The organism is Gracilibacillus sp. D59, from assembly GCF_052246695.1.
Taxonomy (GTDB): domain Bacteria; phylum Bacillota; class Bacilli; order Bacillales; family Amphibacillaceae; genus Gracilibacillus.
This window is the reverse complement of sequence record NZ_JBQQCK010000001.1, coordinates 645642-666824: the sequence shown is the minus strand read 5'-3', so window position 1 is coordinate 666824 and position 21183 is coordinate 645642. Positions and strand designations below refer to the sequence as shown.

At 32.0% G+C, this 21183-nt stretch carries 17 protein-coding genes; 12 read left to right on the top strand and 5 right to left on the bottom strand.

Going from position 1 to position 21183, the window contains the following annotated elements; genetic code table 11:
* The first annotated feature begins 279 nt into the window (after positions 1-279).
* From ACTWP4_RS02945 to ACTWP4_RS02925, 5 genes are all read left to right on the top strand, one after another.
* Entirely contained in the window at positions 280-4128 is a 3849-nt protein-coding gene (locus ACTWP4_RS02945) for an SH3 domain-containing protein (protein WP_443127258.1), read from the top strand.
* Between the two features lie 138 nt (positions 4129-4266).
* The gene (locus ACTWP4_RS02940) at positions 4267-5193 is read left to right on the top strand and encodes a methyltransferase domain-containing protein (RefSeq protein ID WP_443127257.1); all 927 of its coding nucleotides are present in this window, start codon (positions 4267-4269) and stop codon (positions 5191-5193) included.
* 31 nt (positions 5194-5224) lie between these two features.
* Complete coding sequence (locus tag ACTWP4_RS02935) at positions 5225-7276, top strand: glycosyltransferase family 2 protein (RefSeq protein WP_443127256.1); 2052 nt, start codon at positions 5225-5227, stop codon at positions 7274-7276.
* Between the two features lie 41 nt (positions 7277-7317).
* Complete coding sequence (locus tag ACTWP4_RS02930; RefSeq protein WP_443127255.1) at positions 7318-8145, top strand: glycosyl transferase family 2; 828 nt, start codon at positions 7318-7320, stop codon at positions 8143-8145.
* A gap of 115 nt (positions 8146-8260) precedes the next feature.
* Positions 8261-11860: a M14 family metallopeptidase gene (locus tag ACTWP4_RS02925; protein WP_443127254.1), complete on the top strand. Its 3600-nt coding sequence runs from the start codon at positions 8261-8263 to the stop codon at positions 11858-11860.
* A gap of 43 nt (positions 11861-11903) precedes the next feature.
* On the opposite strand, the gene ACTWP4_RS02920 is transcribed toward ACTWP4_RS02925, so the two are convergent.
* Positions 11904-12947, bottom strand: a complete 1044-nt coding sequence (locus tag ACTWP4_RS02920) for an LCP family protein (protein WP_443127253.1) — start codon at positions 12945-12947, stop codon at positions 11904-11906.
* Between the two features lie 227 nt (positions 12948-13174).
* Here ACTWP4_RS02920 and ACTWP4_RS02915 point away from each other — a divergent pair, with 227 nt between their 5' ends.
* The 4 genes from ACTWP4_RS02915 (at position 13175) to ACTWP4_RS02900 (ending at position 18201) form a co-directional block, all read left to right on the top strand.
* Positions 13175-14341, top strand: a complete 1167-nt coding sequence (locus tag ACTWP4_RS02915) for a nucleotide sugar dehydrogenase (protein ID WP_443127252.1) — start codon at positions 13175-13177, stop codon at positions 14339-14341.
* A gap of 161 nt (positions 14342-14502) precedes the next feature.
* On the top strand, positions 14503-15576 hold the full coding sequence (locus ACTWP4_RS02910; RefSeq protein WP_443127251.1) for a glycosyltransferase family 4 protein: 1074 nt from the start codon (positions 14503-14505) through the stop codon (positions 15574-15576).
* A 76-nt stretch (positions 15577-15652) separates the two neighbouring features.
* Positions 15653-17122, top strand: coding sequence for an MBOAT family O-acyltransferase (locus ACTWP4_RS02905; RefSeq protein ID WP_443127250.1), 1470 nt, complete (start codon positions 15653-15655; stop codon positions 17120-17122).
* A gap of 17 nt (positions 17123-17139) precedes the next feature.
* Complete coding sequence (locus ACTWP4_RS02900) at positions 17140-18201, top strand: hypothetical protein (protein WP_443127249.1); 1062 nt, start codon at positions 17140-17142, stop codon at positions 18199-18201.
* 14 nt (positions 18202-18215) lie between these two features.
* Here the strand turns inward: ACTWP4_RS02900 and ACTWP4_RS02895 are convergent, their stop codons facing one another.
* The 4 genes from ACTWP4_RS02895 to ACTWP4_RS02880 form a co-directional block, all read right to left on the bottom strand.
* Positions 18216-18689 (bottom strand): hypothetical protein, encoded by a 474-nt coding sequence (locus ACTWP4_RS02895; RefSeq protein WP_443127248.1) that lies wholly within the window; start codon positions 18687-18689, stop codon positions 18216-18218.
* Between the two features lie 123 nt (positions 18690-18812).
* Positions 18813-19682: a hypothetical protein gene (locus tag ACTWP4_RS02890; RefSeq protein WP_443127247.1), complete on the bottom strand. Its 870-nt coding sequence runs from the start codon at positions 19680-19682 to the stop codon at positions 18813-18815.
* Positions 19669-20073, bottom strand: coding sequence for a sigma-70 family RNA polymerase sigma factor (locus ACTWP4_RS02885; RefSeq protein WP_443127246.1), 405 nt, complete (start codon positions 20071-20073; stop codon positions 19669-19671). The genes ACTWP4_RS02890 and ACTWP4_RS02885 overlap by 14 nt, the downstream gene beginning before the upstream one ends.
* A complete protein-coding gene (locus tag ACTWP4_RS02880; protein ID WP_443127245.1) occupies positions 20058-20228 on the bottom strand; it encodes a hypothetical protein in 171 nt (56 codons plus the stop codon). Before ACTWP4_RS02880 ends, ACTWP4_RS02885 begins: the two co-directional genes overlap by 16 nt.
* A gap of 170 nt (positions 20229-20398) precedes the next feature.
* Here ACTWP4_RS02880 and ACTWP4_RS02875 point away from each other — a divergent pair, with 170 nt between their 5' ends.
* The 3 genes from ACTWP4_RS02875 (at position 20399) to ACTWP4_RS02865 (ending at position 21080) form a co-directional block, all read left to right on the top strand.
* Positions 20399-20623 carry a DUF1659 domain-containing protein gene (locus ACTWP4_RS02875; RefSeq protein WP_443127244.1) on the top strand — a complete coding sequence of 75 codons (225 nt, stop codon included), beginning with the start codon at positions 20399-20401 and terminating at the stop codon, positions 20621-20623.
* Positions 20624-20656: 33 nt separating this feature from the next.
* A complete protein-coding gene (locus ACTWP4_RS02870; RefSeq protein ID WP_443127243.1) occupies positions 20657-20869 on the top strand; it encodes a DUF2922 domain-containing protein in 213 nt (70 codons plus the stop codon).
* A gap of 73 nt (positions 20870-20942) precedes the next feature.
* Entirely contained in the window at positions 20943-21080 is a 138-nt protein-coding gene (locus ACTWP4_RS02865; RefSeq protein WP_443127242.1) for a YvrJ family protein, read from the top strand.
* Positions 21081-21183 lie beyond the last annotated feature (103 nt).

Below are 21183 nucleotides of genomic sequence, written 5' to 3'. Positions count from 1 at the left end.
AATCAAAAATGATATAGTTGTTGAACAATGAGTATGCATCAATAAGTATAATGGTGAAGAGGTAAAGGTGAGATCGGGTCAATAAAAATAGTACATGAGAAGGCTGGAAATAGCCACCTTTTCTCAGGGGTGTTCTTTATTGCGATATAATTACAATTTAATTACTAAATATAGACATTTCGTCACGAAATTTGTAATTAAATGTATTACTATTTCATTAATTTTGATATAATGATTATGGTTGATAGCTGTAATTTATATGCTAGAAAGGGAGATTTAATGAAAAGGTTTGTTTGCATACTTAGTATTATTACATTGTTTATAGTCTCATCGTCTACAATTTACGCTGAAACAGCAGAGGAGGTGAATAATGATCAAATAATAGAGAATGAGGAAAGTAGTATTCAAAGTACTTCTGAAGATACAGAAGAGAATACTACAACTATTGAAGGTCAAGAAAAATTAGAAGAAAGTAATTCTAATGAGACTGAAGATAAACAATCTAGCGAACAAGAACAACTAACTGATAATGATCCAAACACTAGTGAAGAACAACAAACTACCAATGAAGAATCTGGCGAACTAAAAACTAACGAAACACAACAAGCTAGTGATGAAGAAGTAGATAACCAAGTTACTACTTTGCAAACTACAGCTCAGCCATTGTCAGCTGATGAACTATATGAAAAAGCTCAAGAAGAGCGAACTGCTACAGGAAAGCTAGAACTATTCTCTCAAGGTATGGAGCAATATCCTAATGACTCCAGATTTAACGAAGGTGTACAATCTAGTGCGTTGTCATTACTGGATTGGGCAAGAAAAAAACAAAATAGTGAAGATTTTAAAGTAGCTATTGATCGCTATCAGTCTATCATCAATACACATGGAGTAAATGACGAGATAATAAACTTAACTAAAAAATATTTAGAGCAAGCACAAGCAAATAAAACTATCCCATCGGCAGACACTCTATACGAACAAGCTCAAAAAAGTACAACAGTCTCAGGTATTTTTAATGCTTTTCTTAATGGATATAAGTGGTATCCTTTTGATGAAAGAATATCTGATGGATTTTTAAATAGTCAGAAGTCTCTGTTTGATTGGGCGAAAAAACAACATGATAAAGCGAGATATGAAACAGCCATTGAGCGTTATCAAATGATTTTAAATGCACCTGTAATAAATCCAGAGATTAAAAATGCAGTAGAACAGCGTCTACAGGATGCACAAAAAGGTAAGCGCCCCGCAGATGTTATTTATGCTTTGGCAGTTAATGAGCGAACTGCTTCAGGGCAACTCAATCTAAACGTTGAAGGTTATGAATTCTATCCAAATGATACCCGTTTCCACAATGGGATTGATCAGAGCGTTAGAAATTTATTGGATTGGGCGAGAAAAAAACAAAATAGCGGGGATTTTGAAACAGCGATTGAGCGTTATCAAACAATCTTAAATACACCAGCAATTAGTGAAAATATACAAAGACAAACATCCACCTATTTAGACCGAGCAGAGAATGAAAAGACAATACCGTCAGCAAATGAGCTATATCAAAGAGCCCAAGAGGAAACAACGGTATCCGGGATATTTAATGCATACGAGTTTGCATATAATTTATATCCAGGTGATGATAGATTTTATCAAGGATTTCTCGAAAGTCAGAATCAATTGTTTGATTGGGCAAAGCTACAGCATGATAGAGCAAGGTATGAAACGGCAATTGAAAGATATCAAATGATTCTAAATGCATCTTTAAAAAATCAGGATATTCTGAAACAAGTGGAAAATAAATTAGCAGATGCACAAAATGGCAAACGTCCTGCAGGTGTAATATATAATGCTGCACTAGAAGAAACAACTGCTTCCGGAATTGTAGAATTATTTGCAGAAGGATATAATTTCTATCCAAATGATAAACGTTTTGAAGAAGGTCTAAAAGAGAGTAGTAAAAACCTATTTGATTGGGCTACAAAAAAACACCAAAATGGTAATTTTGCTATTGCAGAAGAACGGTATCTATATTTATTAGACCTCCCTCTTATATCAAGTGATTTTTCTGATAAACTAACATTTCAGTTAACTTATGCACAAGAGAACAAATTAATTCCTTCGGTTTCAAGTTTAATAACAGAAGCTATGAACCTAGACACTTTGACTTCTCGTCTAGATTTATTAACTGATGGCTATGTCATTTATAAGGGAGATCAGTCGTTAATTACGGCAATTAATGAGGTAGCAGAGTCAATGTTAGATTGGGCCACAAGTAAACATAATGAAGGAGATTATGAAACTGCATCAGCTCGATATCAGACTATTTTAGATTCACCAGGTATCTCAAGTGAACTGAAAACATCAGCACAAATTAAATTAAACTATGCACAAGAGAATGGAGCTTTACCTTCTAGTAATGAATTATTAGAAATAGCACAGAGCCAAACTAGTGCATCAAGAATGCTAGAATCATATATTGAGGGTTACACTTTATATCCTTCTGACTCTCGATTTATAGAAGGAATAAACTATGGCGCTCAAGCACTGTTAGAATGGGCTACTAAGCAACACCAAAACAGTAATTATGATACAGCAATAGATCGTTATCAAAAGATACTTTCAGCACCTAAAGTAGAGAGAACAATCTCTAAGGAAGCAGAAATCAAGTTAAAATATGCTTCTAATAGAGGAGGTTTTCCATCATCAGACTATTTGTATATGCAAGCTGATCGAAGCGATAGTGCCTCTACTAAATTTGAATTGTTTGAAGAAGGAACTATATTGTATCCAAATGAAGACCGGTTTATAACTGGGCTGAATGCTAGTGCATTAAATCTATTTTTATGGGCAATGGAACAACATGAAAATAATAGATATGATGTTGCGATAGATCGATACAATAAATTACTAGATTCACCTGAAGTTTCTAGTAGTGTTAAAGATTTAGCAGAAAGAAATAAATCTTTAGCAGAGCAGTCTAAAGTACCTACTAGACAAATTATTGAACATAGTAACTATAATGTTTCTTTAATAGATGCTCTTAGTACTCAGATGAGTTTATCTACACCACCTCAAACTGATAAATATCGAAATGAACCTGCCTATATTCACAGTTCATTTGTGTCAGGTCCGGGAGAACAAGATATTATTACAGGAAGTGGAGTAAATGTAAGATATTCACCTAGCCTTGATGGAAAAATATATGAAAATTTAGCTTACGGTACAGAAATAGAGATTTTAGGTACGGTTTCAGGAGATAGTGTATCAGGATCAAATAGATGGTATAAAATGCAATATGAAGGTGAAGAACTCTATGTGCATACTAGCTTAGCAGGTACTAGAGTGGGATATACTTTAAAAGAAAAAGCTAATGTATATGCCTCAACTAATTCTGATAGCCATATTTACACGACATATAATAAAGGTAGAACTATTTCTGTTATTAAAAGCGTTAATGATTGGTATGAAATTAGTTTGGGTTCTTGGCGAAATGCAAAAGCATCTGATGTAGTACCATATTTAGATCCAGAAAATAATGATATCTATCAACACTTAGTGTTGTCGTCTAGTCCTGGTGTTTCAAGTACGCAATTAGATAACATACTTTCTGGAAAAGGTATTTTATCAGGAAAAGGTCAAGTATTTATCGATGCAGGCTTAGAGCATTCTGTTAATGAAATTTATTTAATTTCACACGCATTATTGGAAACTGGTCACGGTAGTTCTGATTTAGCTACCGGAATGAAAGTTGGTAAAGATTCAGATGGAAATCTCAGATTAGTAAATGCAGATAATAAAAATAGTTTATCCAATATTAGAACTACTTATAACATGTTTGGAATTGGTGCAGCCGATGGTGATGCTGAAAGACTAGGTGCTTTCAAAGCATATAGAGAAGGTTGGTTTTCACCAGAAGCAGCTATTGAAGGTGGAGCTAAATTTATTGGTGAATCGTACATTCATAATAGCTATAAACAAAACACACTTTACAAAATGAGATGGAACCCTGCAAATCCTGGTTATCCACAATATGCAACAGATATGGGATGGGCTATAAAGCAAATAGGAAATATAAAAAATCTTTACAATCAATTAGATAATCCAATACTTCATTTTGACATTCCGAATTATAGATAATATAAATTTATGATGATCCCTGATATGACAGGGGTCATTTTCTTTTATTTTGTGATTCTTCCCAAAAAAAAAAGCTTATGGTATGATACATAATGAGTATTTAATCAAATCACCGTAAATTTAATGGAGGTTAACGTTGTGAATTATAAAGTAGGAGTTAATGAAACTTATTGGAATAGAAGAACTAACATGATGTACTACCAATATATCGATTTTTTAGTTAGAGCATTTGCGGTAGATGCAAAAAATATCCTAGATGTAGGAACAGCTAATACAGCCTATATTGAAAATTTCGATTGGATATCCGAAAAGTATACATTAGATATCAGTAAACCCTATTCTTCCCCGAACGTTACCTCAATAGAAATGGATTTTTTAGAATTTAATCCAGAAAAAAAGTATGATTTTGTGACATGTCTTCAAGTATTAGAACATATTCCAAAAGTAAATGAATTTGCTAAAAAGCTGCTTGAAGTTTCAGATAAATTGTTAATCTCCGTACCCTATAAATGGTTTGAGGGGTCAGAAGATGAACACCTCCATGATCCTGTAGATTTAGATAAGGTGAATAAATGGTTTGGTAGGGAACCAAGTTATTATATAATAGTTGAAGAACCATTAAGGGATACTAAGAGAGGCAAACATAGAAGACTTATTTGCTACTATCAAGATGAGCCAGTAGATTATAAAAAGGCTTTACAAAATGTGAAAGAGGGGTATACCAAAGAAACTATAATGAATAGTGAATTTAATAACTCAGACCAGAATTTATTACTAAACACTCTAGACTCACTACGAAAAGAGCAAGAAATGAATCATGAAATATTAGAATCTGAACTTGCAATAAGGGATATCGAAAAAAGGTTAAAAGAGATAAGAAATGATAATAAATTAAAAAGACAAAAGATAAGAGCATTAGAAGATAATATAAATAAACAATCAGAAAAAATAGTATTATTTCGTAATAAGCAAAAGTATTGTAAGAGACAATATACTAAGATTCAAAATAGCCGCGCATGGAAAGTGACCAATCCATTACGCAGAATCATGAAAATTGTTAGATGAATATGATATTAACTTATCGGAGGGCTATGTTTTGACATCAAATCAAACAAATACCAATTATAATAAAAAGAAAAAATTTAATGAATTACAAAAGCAACTAAAAGAATTAGAATTACGTTTAGAAGAAGAAGAAAAAAAGGAAGAAAGGTTAATAAATAAATTTAATGAATTAAACGTACAATCGGAAACAACTGATGATTTATATAAAAAAGAATTATCCAGAAAAAAGAAAGAAGAAAAGAAACTTAAAAGCATAGAAAATAGCAGGTTTTGGAAGATGACTTTTCCTGTTAGATATACTATTGCATTTCTCAAAGGTAAAAATTATAATGAACAACTAAATAAAAATAATAAAAATAAAAAAGCAGGAAAAGGTTCTTTTGATAAAGTAAAACAACTTGAAAAGGCATTATGGGGAGGATTCTCTAAATATGCATTACCAGAAGTTGAAGAAATAAAAAATTCTTTGTTAGAACCGACAAATATAAAAGTAAAAGCAGCTTGGATTTTAGCGAAATGGTATTATGATTTACAAGATTATGACCGAGCACTAAAAGAAGTAAAGTTTATAAATGATTTTGATATGAAAAAGAATGCTTTCCTAAGTCACGCTATACCAGAGATTAAAATTTTAAGAAATCAAGGACAATTGGAATTGGCCAAAAATAAGTTATGGAATATTTCTGAAGATGTTGGTTTTAATTCCGAATTTATTTTAGCAATGGCTCATGTAGAAAGCTCTCCTGAAAACAAACTAAAGTGGTTAAATTTAATATACGAGAAACATGGTTATACTTTAGTTCAAAAAAGAAATGAGGAAAGAAATTTAGCATTAGATAATTTAGTATCTAAATCACAAAAGGCGGATTCAAATTTAAATCAATATAAAATTAGTATTGTTGTCCCTGCTTTTAAAGCAGAAGATTCGATACACATTGCTCTAAATAGTTTATTGGAACAAACAATAAAAAATATTGAAATTATTGTTGTGGATGATTGCAGTCCGGATAACACTGCAGGTATTGTTCAAGAATTTGCCGACAGAGACTCTAGAATAAAATTAATTAGGAAGGAAAAAAATGAAGGAGCTTATGCAGCGAGGAATGAAGGGCTAATCCAAGCTACAGGAGATTATATAACAGTGCATGATAGTGATGACTGGTCTCATCCTCAGAAACTGGAAATTCAATTGACTGAAATATTAAAAAAACCAAATGTGATTGGTTCTTTTTCAAACTTAATAAGAATTTCCAATGATTTATTGCCTATAAATGCAGGATCTCTGCTAAGTAGAAGATTTCTGATTATGAATACTTCTTCTTTGTTATTTGATAGAAAGGTAATTTCAGTTATTGGAGGTTGGGATAGTGTAAGGGTAGCAGGAGATACGGAATTTTTATGGCGACTAAAGAAAGCGTTTGGAGAAGATAGTCTATCTCTTGTAGAACCTAATGTGCCATTATCATTAGCTTTATTTAGTGAAAGTTCTTTGACAGGTACAAGTCAAACACATGTTAAAACAATAAGATTTGGTTTGAGAAGGACATACAGAGAAGCAGGAGTCTGGTGGCAGAATAATGTTGAGGACGAAAAAGATTTATTTATAGATCCGAAAACATATAGCAAAAAATTTCCGCGTCCTATACCTATTATGAATAAAAAAACAGTTGATTTAACTTATGATTTTGTATTTATAGCTGATTTTGCAACACAGGAAGGCATTCAACCTATTTTGCAAAATTTGAAAGATGCTGGTGAAAAAAATAAAAAAATGGCGATATATCATTGGCCTTATTATCAAAATGATAATAGAAACCCGATTATTGATGAAATTTATACTTTATGTAATAAGTATGATGTATCATTACTGATTCCAAATGAAGAAGTAATTACAAGCACTACAATTGTATATACTTCACACGTTCTAGATTACGTACTAGATGGGGGACCTAAAATACACAGTAATGAATCATTTATTATAGAAAGTAAAGAAATAAGTGAAGAAAGCAAAAAATTAAGAGCAAAAAATTTACTAAATGTATGTAACATTTCAGCAGAATGGCAAAATAAATTCGATGTTTAAAAAGTATTAATTTTTATAACTTGTCTAAGGAGTCTGAACATATGGATGGTTTTAAAAAAAGAAATATATCTTTTCATCAATTGGAAAGAGAAATATTTGACCAAAAGGAACCTTTTATTCTTGATGTTGAAAAAGAAGGTATACACTATGAATTTTTAATTAAAATGAATTCAGACAATGACAAAGCAATTGTCTTTGGATCTGGAGCTTATGATGCAAGTTCTGATTTACAACCACCTATTTTCCAAAGACATAAATGGATAGGAGAATTCGAAGAGAATCTCATTTATTATAACGATCCAACTTTATATCTCGGAAGTATAAATATAGGTTGGGGGTTTGGAAGAGAAGATGTCTATTATCTTAAAGAAATTTCTACAATAATTATGTATCTATTAAAGAGACTAAATATATCTTTAAATAAAACATTACTTTATGGAAGTTCTGCAGGGGGATTTATGTCATTAATGCTAGGAGGTTTTTTAAAGCAACCATTGGTATTAGTGAATAATCCCCAAACAATAGTGTGGAATTACTATGAAAGACATGTGAATGCCATGTTTAATAGTACTATGCCTAATATGGAGAGGGAAGAAATCATTAAGAAGTATAAGAAACGATTGAATGTCGTTAAATTTTATAAAGAAGAGCAATTTGTACCAAAAATCATTTATTTACAAAACGTCTCCAGCAACCGTGATATTACACATCACCTTGACCCTTTTATATTAGGTTTAAAGGAAATAGAAGACTCTAATTTTAATGAAAAGGTAGAAATAACTCTCTATGCTGACAAAAAATCTGGACATAACCCACTCAAAAAGAATGAAACTTTAAGGTATATAGAAAAAGCTTTAAAATTGTTATAAAAATAAGATCCAATTCTTCTTTAAAAGAATTGGATCTTATTTTTATAAAAGGTTGTTTAAATTTCTCTTAACTATTATTATAAGAGTATATTATTTTACTTCAGAGGAGGTTAACATGAGGAAACTATTAATTTTGCTGTTACTCTTATTTTTAATAATACCTGATTATGTTTTAGCTGAAAATACAGACCAGTTTAACGATCCAGAAGATTGGATATCTTATGCTGATCAACAAACGAGTGCTTCAAAGATTGTATCCATTTATGAACAAGCTTATTTACAATTTCCTGATGACAAAAGTATAAAAGAAGGACTAAGGGAAAGCTCAGTAAACCTTCTAGAATGGGCAACCAAGAAGCATCAACAGGGGAATATTCCGATTGCATTAGATCGTTATAATTCTTTATTAGAGGTGCCGCTATTATCTGCGAATTTGAAAGAGGAAATAATTAATAAAAAAGCATACGGTGAAGCAAATAAAGTGATTCCTGCTTTGAGCACTTTATTAGATCAAGCAAACAAAACAACGAAAGCATCTATAAAAGTAGATATATTGGATGAGGCTTCTCAGTTATACCCAAGGAATAATGAAGTGGAAAAACAGTTACATCACAGTATTGATCAATTATTTCAATGGGCAAAAGGTCAACATGCCAGAGGAAACTATGTAACAGCGCAAGAAAGGTATAACCGATTACTAGAAATAAAAATTATCAAGTCAGATATCAAAGAAGAAGTAAACAGACTTTTGCAATATGCTGCTGAAGGAAAAAGAACATCAGATCAAATCAATTCATTAGCAACATCATCAGCAAAAGCTAGTGAAATGTTTGACTTATTTTTAGAAGGTTACACATTATATGAAGAAGATAGATTTAAAGAAGGACTACATATTTCTACTAGAGATTTATTAGGTTGGGCTACAAAGAAACATCAAGTAGGAAATGTAAATACAGCTAAAGAACGCTATAAGCGCTTACTAGAAAATCCAATCTTAAAGAACAAAGTGAAAGAAGAAATTCAGACTAAACTAGAATATGCTAATAAAGATAATAAACTGCCAACGATAAAGGATTTTCAAAATCGCATTGAAGAAAATAATCAAGCAACAACAAGTTTAGAGTTGGCATTGGAAGGATACAAATTATACCCAAATAGCCACGCAATGAAAAAAGCTGTTGAAAATACACAACTAGATTTATTAGAATGGGCAACCAAGAAGCACCAACGGGGGAATATTCAAATTGCATTAGATCGTTATAACTCTTTATTAGAGGTACCGCTATTATCTCCGATTTTGGAAAAGGAAATTATTAATAAAAAAGCATACGGTGAAGATGATAAAGTCCTTCCTACTTTGAGCACTTTATTAGATCAAGCAAGCAAAACAACGAAAGCATCTATAAAAGTAGATATATTGGATGAGGCTTCTCAGTTATATCCAAGGAATAATGAAGTAAAAAAACAGTTGCACCACAGTATTGATCAATTATTCCAATGGGCAAAGGGTCAACATGCCAGAGGAAACTATGCAACAGCGCAAGAAAGGTATAACCGATTACTAGAAATAAAAATTATCAAGTCAAATGTCAAAGAAGAAGTAAACAGACTTCTACAATATGCTGCTGAAGGAAAAAGAACATCAGATCAAATCTATTCATTAGCAACATCATCGGCAAAAGCTAGTGAAATGTTTGACTTATTTTTAGAAGGTTACACATTATATGAAGAAGATAGATTTGCAGAAGGACTACATATTTCTACAAGAGCTTTATTAGATTGGGCTACCAAACAACACCAAGTAGGAAATATAAATACAGCTAAAGAACGCTATAAGCGCTCATTAGAAAATCCAATCTTAAAGAACAAAGTGAAAGAAGAAATTCAGACTAAACTAGAATATGCTAATAAAGATAAAAAACTGCCAACGATAAAGGATTTTCAAAATCGCATTGAAGAAAATAATCAGGCAACGGCAAGTTTTGAATTAGCATTGGAAGGGTTTATACTATATCCGAATAGTCAAAGTATGCAAATTGCTGTTCAAAATACACAACTAGATTTGTTAGAATGGGCAACAAAGAAGCATCAGCAAGGTGATATCAATACTGCTATCAACCGATACCAGCTGATTAAAAATAGTCCAAATCTATCAAAGAACTTGAAAGTAGAGTTGGAGAAAAAGATAGAATATGCAGAAAATGAGAAGAAGTTACCAACTGTAAAGGAGTTTATAAGACACATAAATGACACTTCAAAAGCAACTAAACGTTTTGAATTATCATTTGAAGCATACGTACTTTATCCTAGAAATAGTGAAACAGAAAATGAATTGTACAATTCTCAACTAGTTTTATTAGATTGGGCTACCAAAAAACACCAACAAGGTAATTATAATCTAGCAAAGGATCGATATAATTTAATTTTATCAAGCCCAACTTTGAAAAAAACTACCAAAAGTGAAGTTAATACGAAATTGAAATATGCTAACAATGGACAAGCAATTCCTTCAGTCTATAAGCTTTTAAAGCAAGCAAACGAAACAAATAAGGTATCGAAACAGTTTGATATTTTAAAAGAAGGATCTGAAATACACCCAAGAAATAACGAACTTATAGAAGAGCTGAATAAAGCTGCTGAAAATCTATTAAATTGGGCTAGTATTCAACATCAAAGAGGTAACTTTACAACAGCAATTTCACGATACAAAAAAATAATAGATTCAAATGTTAAATTTGCAACAATATCAAAAGCTCGAAATTATCTTTCTTTAGCAGAAGATAGGAAAAGGCTAATAAGTGTAAGAGATGTCGTTAAACCTAATGTTTCTAAGTATTCCTATAACCAAATGAAGAAAGATATCGATTTACTGGATCATACCTATCCAGATATCATTCAGACGAAAACGATAGGTAAATCTGTGGATGGTCGTAATCTATATGCAGTTAAATTAGGTACAGGAAAAAAAGAAATATTCCTTAATGCCTCACATCATGCTAGGGAACATATGACGACCAATGTTCTCATGGAAATGATAGATGAATATGCTTATGCTTATGAAAACGGAGCTAACTTTGGGGGCTATCAAGTAAAAAAAGTGTTAGATGAAGTATCCATTTGGTTTGTTCCTATGGTTAATCCGGATGGAGTAATGTTAGTGCAACAAGGTGCTTCCTCTGCAAGAAATCCTGATAAGGTCATATCAATAAATAATGGAAGTAGAGACTTTAAACACTGGAAGGCAAATATTAGAGGTGTAGATTTAAATAGACAATATCCTTATTTATGGAGAACTGTAGCAAATGACCCAGGGTATCCAAGTTATGGTTTCTATAAAGGAGTAGCTCCTTTAAGTGAACCTGAAACTCAAGCCGTCTATAACTTTACAAATCAACATAACTTTCTAGCTGCTGTAGCATATCATTCATCAGGGCAATTAATATATACACGTTATGGTTTTGATTCACATTCTAGAAATATTGCTAATGGTGTGGAAAACATAACCGGATATACACCTGTAGATTTACAAACCAGTACAAGTGGTGCAGGCTATACAGATTGGTTTGTATATAATAAGAATTTACCGGGGATTACTCCTGAAATTTCTCCTTATGTAGGTGAGAGGCCTGTTCCTTTAAGCAATTGGAATAATGTATGGGATGAAAATAGAAAAGTAGGCTTATATATCGCCAATTATGTAAGATTAAATCAATAAAATATAAATAAAAAACAAACCGATCTATTAGATCGGTTTGTTTTTATCCATTTGATTGACTAGACGATTTATCTGTTGAAGTTATTGCATTATTCTCACTAATATTTAAGTGTTCTTGTAAAATTTGTTTGTTTTCTTCAAGATTTTGCTCATTAAGTCCGAAATAGTAAATGTTGTTTAACCACAAATCGCTGCCTTCTAGATTTAACGTTTCGATATCAATGCTTCCAGATGTACCATAAGATAAGAAAGCTTTCATTTCATCAAAAGTTAAGTTCGTAGTCATGTTATCACCAACAGCTTGAATCGCATCATCCAATTTAAATACAGAGTTAACAGAGGTAGCTTTACTAATAACAGCTTTCATAATTTCTTGTTGTCTTTTACCACGTTGCAGATCGCTATCTTTTTTACGTGTTCTTGCTAGAGCTAATGCCTCTTCGCCATCTAAATTTTGTTCACCAGGATACAGGTGAATGGAGTCACTTTCATCATCTGAATTGGACTCTGTAAATTCATACGGAACATTCATTGTAATACCACCAATTGCGTCAATGACATCGACGAATGCATTAAAATTCAATTTTACATAATAGTCAACAGGAACGTCTAAGAAAGTTTCAACTGTTTCGATTGTTGCATGGACTCCACCAAATGCATGCGCGTGGGTAATTTTATCTTCATATCCAATTTCAGGAACATAAACATATGAATCACGTGGGATACTTAGCATCTTTACGCTATTATCATTCTTGTTGAGAGTAGCTAAGATTAATGCATCAGAACGAACTGCTTCGTTCTTTGTTTCTCTATGTTTACTATCATCCACACCTATAAATAAAACAGATACATGATCTTCTGTAGGGTCTACTTCTTTAGCACGTAATTCCGATTTATCACGACCATCATCTTCATAAGATTTTGATACGACTTTTTCTGTTTGATTTACTAAATTGATTGCATAAGCAGAGACAGCCGCAATTAATACAAGTAAAGGTACAAAGATAAAAAATAAAATCTTCCTACGTTTACTCTTCTTTTTCTTTTCTTTTATTTCAATTCTTGAATTTATATCTTTTTTTGACATCGTATTTCCCCCGATTTCTATAATTGCCCACACTAATCTATATTTTACTATGAAATAATATGGACGTAAATTGGATTTAAGAAAATATTTTACAATTTAATATATTAGACGTTATGTTGTAATAAAAGTTACAACACCTTAATGAAATAAGTAGATCCTATTTTAATTAAGGGAAATATGATAATATGTTAAATAATTACAATAGACGAAAGAAAGGACGAAACCAAATGAAAATAGCTGTAGCAGGAACAGGCTATGTTGGATTATCAAATGCAGTACTATTAGCACAACATAATGAAGTGTATGCTTTAGATATAGTAGAAGAAAAAGTACAACTCATCAATAGCAAAAAATCTCCCATTATTGACCCAGAGATTGAAGATTTTCTGGCAAATAAAGAACTGAACATAACAGCTACAACCGATCCAAAGCAAGCTTACCAAAATGCAACCTATGTGATCATTTCGACCCCTACGAACTACGACCCGGATAAGAATTACTTTGATACTTCTACCGTTGAAAAAGTAATTGACACGGTTTTATCCATTAATCCTGATACAACTATGGTAATTAAATCAACGATACCTGTAGGTTATACGTTAGAGTTACGTGAAAAGTTTCAAACTGAAAACATTATTTTCTCACCTGAGTTTTTGAGGGAAGGTAAAGCATTGTATGATAATTTATATCCTTCTCGTATCGTTGTGGGAGAACAATCAGAACGCGCTCGAATTTTTGCAAATTTATTAGCACAAGGAGCTATTAAAGAAAATATCGATATTTTATTCACTAATTCGACAGAAGCTGAAGCAATTAAGTTATTTGCGAACACCTATTTAGCAATGCGTGTTGCCTTTTTTAACGAGCTAGACACATATGCTGAAGTCCGTGACCTAAATTCCAAACAAATAATTGAAGGTGTAGGATTAGATCCAAGAATTGGGAATCATTATAACAACCCTTCTTTCGGTTATGGTGGCTATTGTCTACCAAAAGACACTAAACAGCTATTAGCAAATTACCAATATGTACCAAACAATATTATGGCAGCCATTGTAGACGCCAATCGTACTCGTAAGGACCACATTGCATCAAGTATTTTAGCTAAAAATCCAAAAGTAGTTGGTATTTATCGTTTAACGATGAAAACCAATTCCGATAACTTCAGACAATCAGCCATTCAAGGTGTCATGAAGCGTTTGAAAGCGGAAGGTGTAGAAGTCGTTGTATATGAACCAAATCTTGATGAAGAAACCTTCTTTAATTCAAAAGTTATTAAAGATTTCGATGCCTTTAAGGAAGTAGCAGATGTCATTGTTGCTAACCGATTAACCGATGACTTAAAAGTTGTAAAAAATAAAGTATATACACGTGATCTATTTAGCAGAGATTAACTATTTTTTATATACGGTCTAGAAATTATCATCAATATCGTATATTTATAGTATACATGGAGTAAAATCATGCTATAATGGGTCAAGATATTTGTTCAATATTACAAGCAAATATGTTAAAATGCGTAAATAGAACTTAACTTTATTAAGTAGGTGTATATATGTTTAACATAACGGAGTTAATCGTAGCTTTTTTAATTTCAGCTACCGTGGCATTTGCGTCAACTCCACTTATTAAAAAGTTAGCAATTAAAATAAATGCAGTAGACCTACCAGATAATAGGAAAAAACATGACGGTGTTAAAGCCCGATTAGGAGGCTTAGCCATTGTGCTAGGTGTTGCAGCAGGCTTGCTTTATATACAGCCGCAACACCCACACATGTTAGAGATCATCATTGGTGGAATTATCATTGTCCTCACAGGTATCATTGATGATATCGTTGGCTTAAAAGCTTACCAAAAATTAATCGGTCAACTTGCTGCTGCTCTTGTGGTTGTTTCATCTGGATTAGTAATAGACAAATTAACAATGCCTTTTGTAGGGACAGTTCATCTAGAAGGAACTGGCTTAGTTCTAACGGTAATATGGGTAATTGGTGTTTCTAATGCGATCAACCTTATAGATGGTTTAGATGGACTTGCAGCAGGTGTATCAGCTATTGGTTTAACAAGCATCTTAATTATCGCAATTACTGATTATCGTATGATAGTTGTATATCTAGGGATGGTTTTAGTTGGAAGCTGCCTTGGTTTTCTATACCACAACTTTTATCCAGCAAAGATTTTTATGGGCGATACCGGTGCTTTGTTTTTAGGATATGCGATTTCAGTTATATCCATGCTCGGTCTCTTTAAGAATGTCGCCTTTTTTAGTTTTATCATCCCGATTATTATTATAGCTGTTCCTATTTTTGATACGCTCTTTGCCATTGTAAGACGCATGATAAATAAGCAAAATATAGGTACAGCAGACCGTAAACATATCCATTACCAGCTAGTTGAGATGGGTTACAGTCATCAAACTGCTGTGTTAATCATATATGCATTTAGCGGTTTCTTCGGTATTATGGCGATTATCTTTAATAGTGCAACGATGTTAACATCATTGATTATTTTAGGGTTGATTATTATTGGTATTCAATTAATTGCCGAATTGTCCGGAATCGTTATGAATGGTCAACAGCCTATATTAAGTAGTGTAAGAAAAATACTAGGAAAAAATCAAAAAGTTTAGTAATAAATATAATCAGCTCTTTACATGTAGGGTTGATTATTTCTCTTAATTTCATCTTTGGAAGGAACATTGCTCTATGTTGTTTAATTCAGTACCTTTTATATTTGTATTTTTACCAGTAACCGTAATAGGATATTTTATATTAGCAAAAATTGGTTCTAGTAAGTTTTCTAAAGTATGGTTAGTTTTATGTTCGTTATTTTTCTATGCATACTGGAATCCCATCTATATCTTATTAATACTTGGATCAATGATTGTGAATTTCACTATTTCAAAGTGTTTTTCTCAACATTTGAATAGTAAAATTAGAAAAGGCGCAATCGTGCTTGGTATTTTATTTAATATAGGATTGCTTGGTTATTTTAAATATGCTGATTTCTTTATTAAAAATATAAATACAGTATTCCATACTGAAATTGCTTTGCTACATATCATGTTGCCATTAGCAATTAGCTTTTTTACATTTCAACAAATTGCATATTTAGTGGATAGATATAAAGGTAGTTACACAGATCCCAAATTGTCAACTTATTTATTATTTGTTACGTTTTTTCCGCAATTAATAGCAGGTCCAATCGTACATCATAAAGAAATGATGCCCCAGTTCGAAAATGAGGAAAATAAGCGAGTAAACTGGGATAATATAGCTCGAGGTTTATTTATATTTATCATAGGCTTAACTAAAAAAGTAGCAATTGCTGATACTGTAGCAATTTGGGCTAATGCTGGTTTTCAAAACTATGAAAATTTAAGCACTATTGACGCTTGGATCACTTCACTCAGCTATACAACACAACTATATTTTGATTTTAGTGGTTATTGTGATATGGCAATTGGTATAGGGCTATTATTTAACATTAAATTACCTGTTAATTTCTTTTCACCTTACAAAGCTCGTAATATTCAAGATTTTTGGAATAGATGGCATATGACGTTAACTCGCTTTTTAACACATTACGTTTATATTCCTTTAGGAGGAAACCGAAAAGGAGTAAGTAGAACATATGTCAATATTTTGATTATTTTCTTTATTAGTGGTTTTTGGCATGGAGCTGGATGGACTTTTATTATTTGGGGCATGCTTCACGGAATAGCTTCGGTTATTGTGCGGTTAATGAATAAAATAAATCTTTCATTTCCGTTAATTGTATCTTGGTTTATCACATTTATATTTGTGAATACAACTTGGGTTTATTTTCGGGCGACTAGTTTTGAACAAGCAAATACAATCATAAGAAAGATGTTTTTATTTGAATATAATTATGATTATCCAATTCGGAAATTCTTTAATAAACCAATGGAAATATTTGCCGCAGGTGATGAATATGACTTTATATTTTTCACTTTAGATAATCCAAAAATAATTGTGTTTAGTCTGTTTGTTTTATTATTGATTTCATTTATTACTAGAAATTCAATTGAACTCTTAGAAGGATTTAAAACAAACATAAGAAATCTTGTTTTTGTTCAATTATTAATGGCCATCACATTAGGGGTTATATTCTTCATTAATAAAAATAGTGAATTTTTATATTTTAATTTCTAACTAAAGGAGTGTTTGGGGTGACTGCAAAGAAGTGGCTTATATTATTAATCTCCTCAGGTACTTTATTTTTAGGATTGCCTGTTGGTGCAATTATGGGATTTAATATGTATATAGATCCCTTATGGAATTTTGATCATAGTAATAAATACAATAGTGTGCAGCGAGGATTTAACGAAAGACAGCAAAAAACAAATGATATCACATTTGGAGATGAGTTTGATTATGATAACCTACTTATAGGAACAAGTAGGACAACCTATATGAATCAGTATCATTTTAGTGAACCGACCTATAACTATGGTCTTAGTGCACAATCATTTCTAGAATATCCGTACTACATTGACTATGCCAAGAAGCAAAATGGTCGGCCATTTAAAAAAATATATATGGAAATGTATCTGAATTCATTCCATATTGGTCATGAAATTACAAGAGAGCATCCTGATGTTCATATTTCAACAACTAATGAGCCTTTTTATAGATATACTTCATTATTTTCCTATGATACCTATCAAAAATCTAAGAAAAGTATAGAAATGTCTACAAAAGGTGAATTTACTGGTCATAGAGCATATAAAAGAAATAATGTTGCTTTCACTGGACAAGATGGATCAGAAATTATAAAAGAGATCGAAGAATATGAAGAAAAGATGGAAGATAGAGAATTAAAAGAATATGATTATAATCCTAATTATGAAGATATGCTGAAAGATCTTATTGAAAGTAATCCTACGACAGAATTTGTTCCATTTACTGAACCGATGCCTGCTCGTAAACTTGTTGCTATGCTAAAAATAGAAGGATATCGTGATGGTTTTGATAAATGGTATCATGCGATGGTAAACCAATTTGATAAAGTTTATTCTTTTCAAATGATTTCTCCGATAACAGAAAATGTAGAAGGGACATGGTTTGACTTAACCCATATTAACCATAATAAAGCAGACAGGTTAATTGAAGCCTTGGAAAAACCCGAAGAAAATAATGAGATAATTACCGTTGTGACTAAGGAAAATGTAGATGAATATTTAGAAAATCTATTCCAACAGGTCGATAATTATAATCCAAAAGACAAATAGCCCTCATTGTAGGGCTATTTGTTTGATAAAACTAATCGATTTAAACTTAAGATTAAATCCTTAGGAATCATATACATTGTGTGAGAGTCGTTTTGATTCATAATCGAACCTACATCTTCACCTAGCCACAAATAATAATTTGAAGTGGTTTTATCTTGAAACAAGAAAGTAACTGTATAATCTGATGCTAAAACATCAAACATACCCTTCATTCGTTCTCCGCGTCTTACCATTTCCGCAAAAGTAGAAACAGCCTTGTTGTCCTCTTGGTAATATACAATATGAGGATTTTTTTCATCGGAGGTAATTTCTCCAATTTTTGATATAGAAACACTTTCGATCGTCTTTCCATCTAACTGAACTGGAATTGTTTTTTGCTCTTTTTTAATAATACTGGCTTCATTGATTTGAGCTTTTATAGTTTGTTGACTGCAACCAATAATAAAAAATATACATAAAAGAGAAAAGCTAAATGTTAATAGTCTCATGTGAAAATACCTCCAGAAATCTTTACATACTTAGACGAGAATGTTTTATAAAGGTTACATAAATGTTTGAATTTCTAAACTATTAACATAATTGCGCCTAAATAATAAGCATCATTTGATCTATCACTTTTTTTCAATTTCACTTATTAACCATTGGTCTTCTTGAAAGATAAAATAAACTGTTAGTTGAATACGTCCATATAAATCTGTTGTCTGTTCTTGAGTAATGAAATACTCTGTATTAGAACGCCTCTCTATTGTATAAGGCTGATCTAACAAAAATGTGACATGTCCATCCATTGGTATAACCCCTAATTTATCGTCATGCTCCACAAGCCTATAACCCCATAACTCTTTTGCCAGATCATAAGTCATATAGTCTGAGAGATAGTTGTAATATTCATTTTTGGAACTGAATGTTTTTGACACGTAGGCACCATCTGGTGTAATGGATTCATCAAAGGTCATACCTTCTGTTAAATAATCTCCCATTGAATTGAATTTTTCTACTAATTGAATAAATATTTCCTTATCAACAGTTTTAGATTGGTTTTTTTCTTTTTCATCTGCAGAATCTGGAGAAACATTTTCATTATCATTACTATCATCGCTTGTAGAATCTGAAGGAGTATGTTCATTCTGACCATTAGCTTCTTCATCACCTTTAATAATAGTATTGTTTTCTCCTTTTTCTTGTTCTTTAAAAAATCCCTCAGGAATTATTTCTTTTACACTAATATTTAATTCTGAAAGAGGAGATACGCTTTGTCTCATGGTAATACTATTTTGAGATTGAAACCATACAGGTAAACTTATAGCAAGAATTAACATTAAGGAAAAAACTAATATTGTTAAGGCTTTAATAATAAATGGATGTCTCCTTTTTTGCATTAATGATTGGGTAATGTGTTCCTTATTATCCATTGAAAAATGAACATTTTTATCTAACTGATTTTTTAGATGTTTTTTTATTTGGGAATCAAAATGATCCATCTTTATAACCCCTCCTTTCTAGTTCTTTTTTTAGAAAGTTTTTACCCCTTATAAACCTCGTTTTAGTTGTATGAAAGTTCATATTAAGCGTCGTGCTTATTTCTTTTAGTTTAAAATCTTGCAAATAATAAAGAATTAATATTTCCTTATATGTTGGCTTGAGGCTAGAAATAGCATGTATAATTTCGTTTCCGATCTCTTTTTGTTCAACTATTTGTTCAGTTGAATTAGTAGAGTTATCATGGTATAAATTCGAATCAATTACGGGTTTATGAATAATATTTCGTATACTCCATTTTCGATGATAGTCTTTACATTTGTTTAATGTGATTCGAATCAGCCAAGTTTTGTAATTTGATTCTTGGCGAAATGAGTTTAAATGTGTATACAAGATATAAATACTTCTTGGATAATATCATCACATTGTGATTTATCCTTCACATAAAGATAAGCGATTCTTTTTAATTCATCTCCATAAAATTCTATTAATTGAGTTAATAACTGTTCCTTCGACTGTATATCTTCCAATTTATGATTTAATTCCAATTGACCTCCACCTCCTTTATAAATTAGACGTAAGAAATGGAAAATGTTATTCAAAATTTATAACATCATTTTGGATTAGTTTATAAGCTTGCTGAAATGAAATTATTTTTTTGATTACGACACCTTCCCACCTCCCAATTTGATTATAAAGGTGAAGGGAGGTGGCACACATGGCTTTAGCGGAAAGAACTGATTCCAGAATGCAATTAACATTTGAAAATGGCACTGACCCAGTTTCTGGAGATCCGATTTATAAGACAAAGTCCTTTAACAACGTGAAGTTAGATGCGACAGCGGATCAACTTCTAGCAGTGACACAAGCACTTGTCCCTCTGCAACAACTTGTCTTATATACGGTGGAGCGTAATGACACAGCATTAATCACAGAAGAGTAAATCCTAGCCCATTAAAACAAGGAGGTGGAAGTGATGAAGAAGATCGAATTGAAATTTGAAAATGCAGAAGGCAAAACAGTTACTTTCTCATTGGATTATCCAGTCGAACCAGTTGACCCGGTTACGGTAAATACTGCGATGGATGCTATCCTTAGTGAGAATGCTTTCTTTTCTTCAGGCGGTGATTTAGTTGCAAAGAAAAGTGCCCGCATTGTCGAGCGAAATGTAACGGAAATTGAAATCTAATGTATCAAAAAAGGAGAGCAGAAAAGCTCTCCTTTTCTTATAGGGAAAATCATAAAAGAGAGGAGTTATTAAGATGGAGCAAACGTGGATATCGTTAATTACCGATGTCGGATTTCCTGTTGCGGTGACATTCTATTTGTTACACCGCATCGAAACAAAACTCAATACATTAATTGAGTCCATTGTTGCTTTACCAGAGAAAATGCGCTAGCAATGAAATAGTGCACCCGTTTAAACGGTACGCGTTAGTTTCCAGATGCTAGAGTGTTTTTATGAAATTAACCTCAGCTAACCCCATAGTTAGCTGAGGTCTT

Excerpts from the sequence above, each read along its gene's own strand:
- ACTWP4_RS02920 (WP_443127253.1), bottom strand. The coding sequence starts at position 12,947 with ATGTCAAAAAAAGATATAAATTCAAGAATTGAAATAAAAGAAAAGAAA.
- ACTWP4_RS02895 (WP_443127248.1), bottom strand. The coding sequence starts at position 18,689 with ATGAGACTATTAACATTTAGCTTTTCTCTTTTATGTATATTTTTTATT.
- ACTWP4_RS02915 (WP_443127252.1), top strand. The coding sequence starts at position 13,175 with ATGAAAATAGCTGTAGCAGGAACAGGCTATGTTGGATTATCAAATGCA.
- ACTWP4_RS02875 (WP_443127244.1), top strand. The coding sequence starts at position 20,399 with ATGGCTTTAGCGGAAAGAACTGATTCCAGAATGCAATTAACATTTGAA.
- ACTWP4_RS02930 (WP_443127255.1), top strand. The coding sequence starts at position 7,318 with ATGGATGGTTTTAAAAAAAGAAATATATCTTTTCATCAATTGGAAAGA.
- ACTWP4_RS02925 (WP_443127254.1), top strand. The coding sequence starts at position 8,261 with ATGAGGAAACTATTAATTTTGCTGTTACTCTTATTTTTAATAATACCT.
- ACTWP4_RS02870 (WP_443127243.1), top strand. The coding sequence starts at position 20,657 with ATGAAGAAGATCGAATTGAAATTTGAAAATGCAGAAGGCAAAACAGTT.
- ACTWP4_RS02945 (WP_443127258.1), top strand. The coding sequence starts at position 280 with ATGAAAAGGTTTGTTTGCATACTTAGTATTATTACATTGTTTATAGTC.
- ACTWP4_RS02905 (WP_443127250.1), top strand. The coding sequence starts at position 15,653 with ATGTTGTTTAATTCAGTACCTTTTATATTTGTATTTTTACCAGTAACC.
- ACTWP4_RS02890 (WP_443127247.1), bottom strand. The coding sequence starts at position 19,682 with ATGGATCATTTTGATTCCCAAATAAAAAAACATCTAAAAAATCAGTTA.
- ACTWP4_RS02865 (WP_443127242.1), top strand. The coding sequence starts at position 20,943 with ATGGAGCAAACGTGGATATCGTTAATTACCGATGTCGGATTTCCTGTT.
- ACTWP4_RS02910 (WP_443127251.1), top strand. The coding sequence starts at position 14,503 with ATGTTTAACATAACGGAGTTAATCGTAGCTTTTTTAATTTCAGCTACC.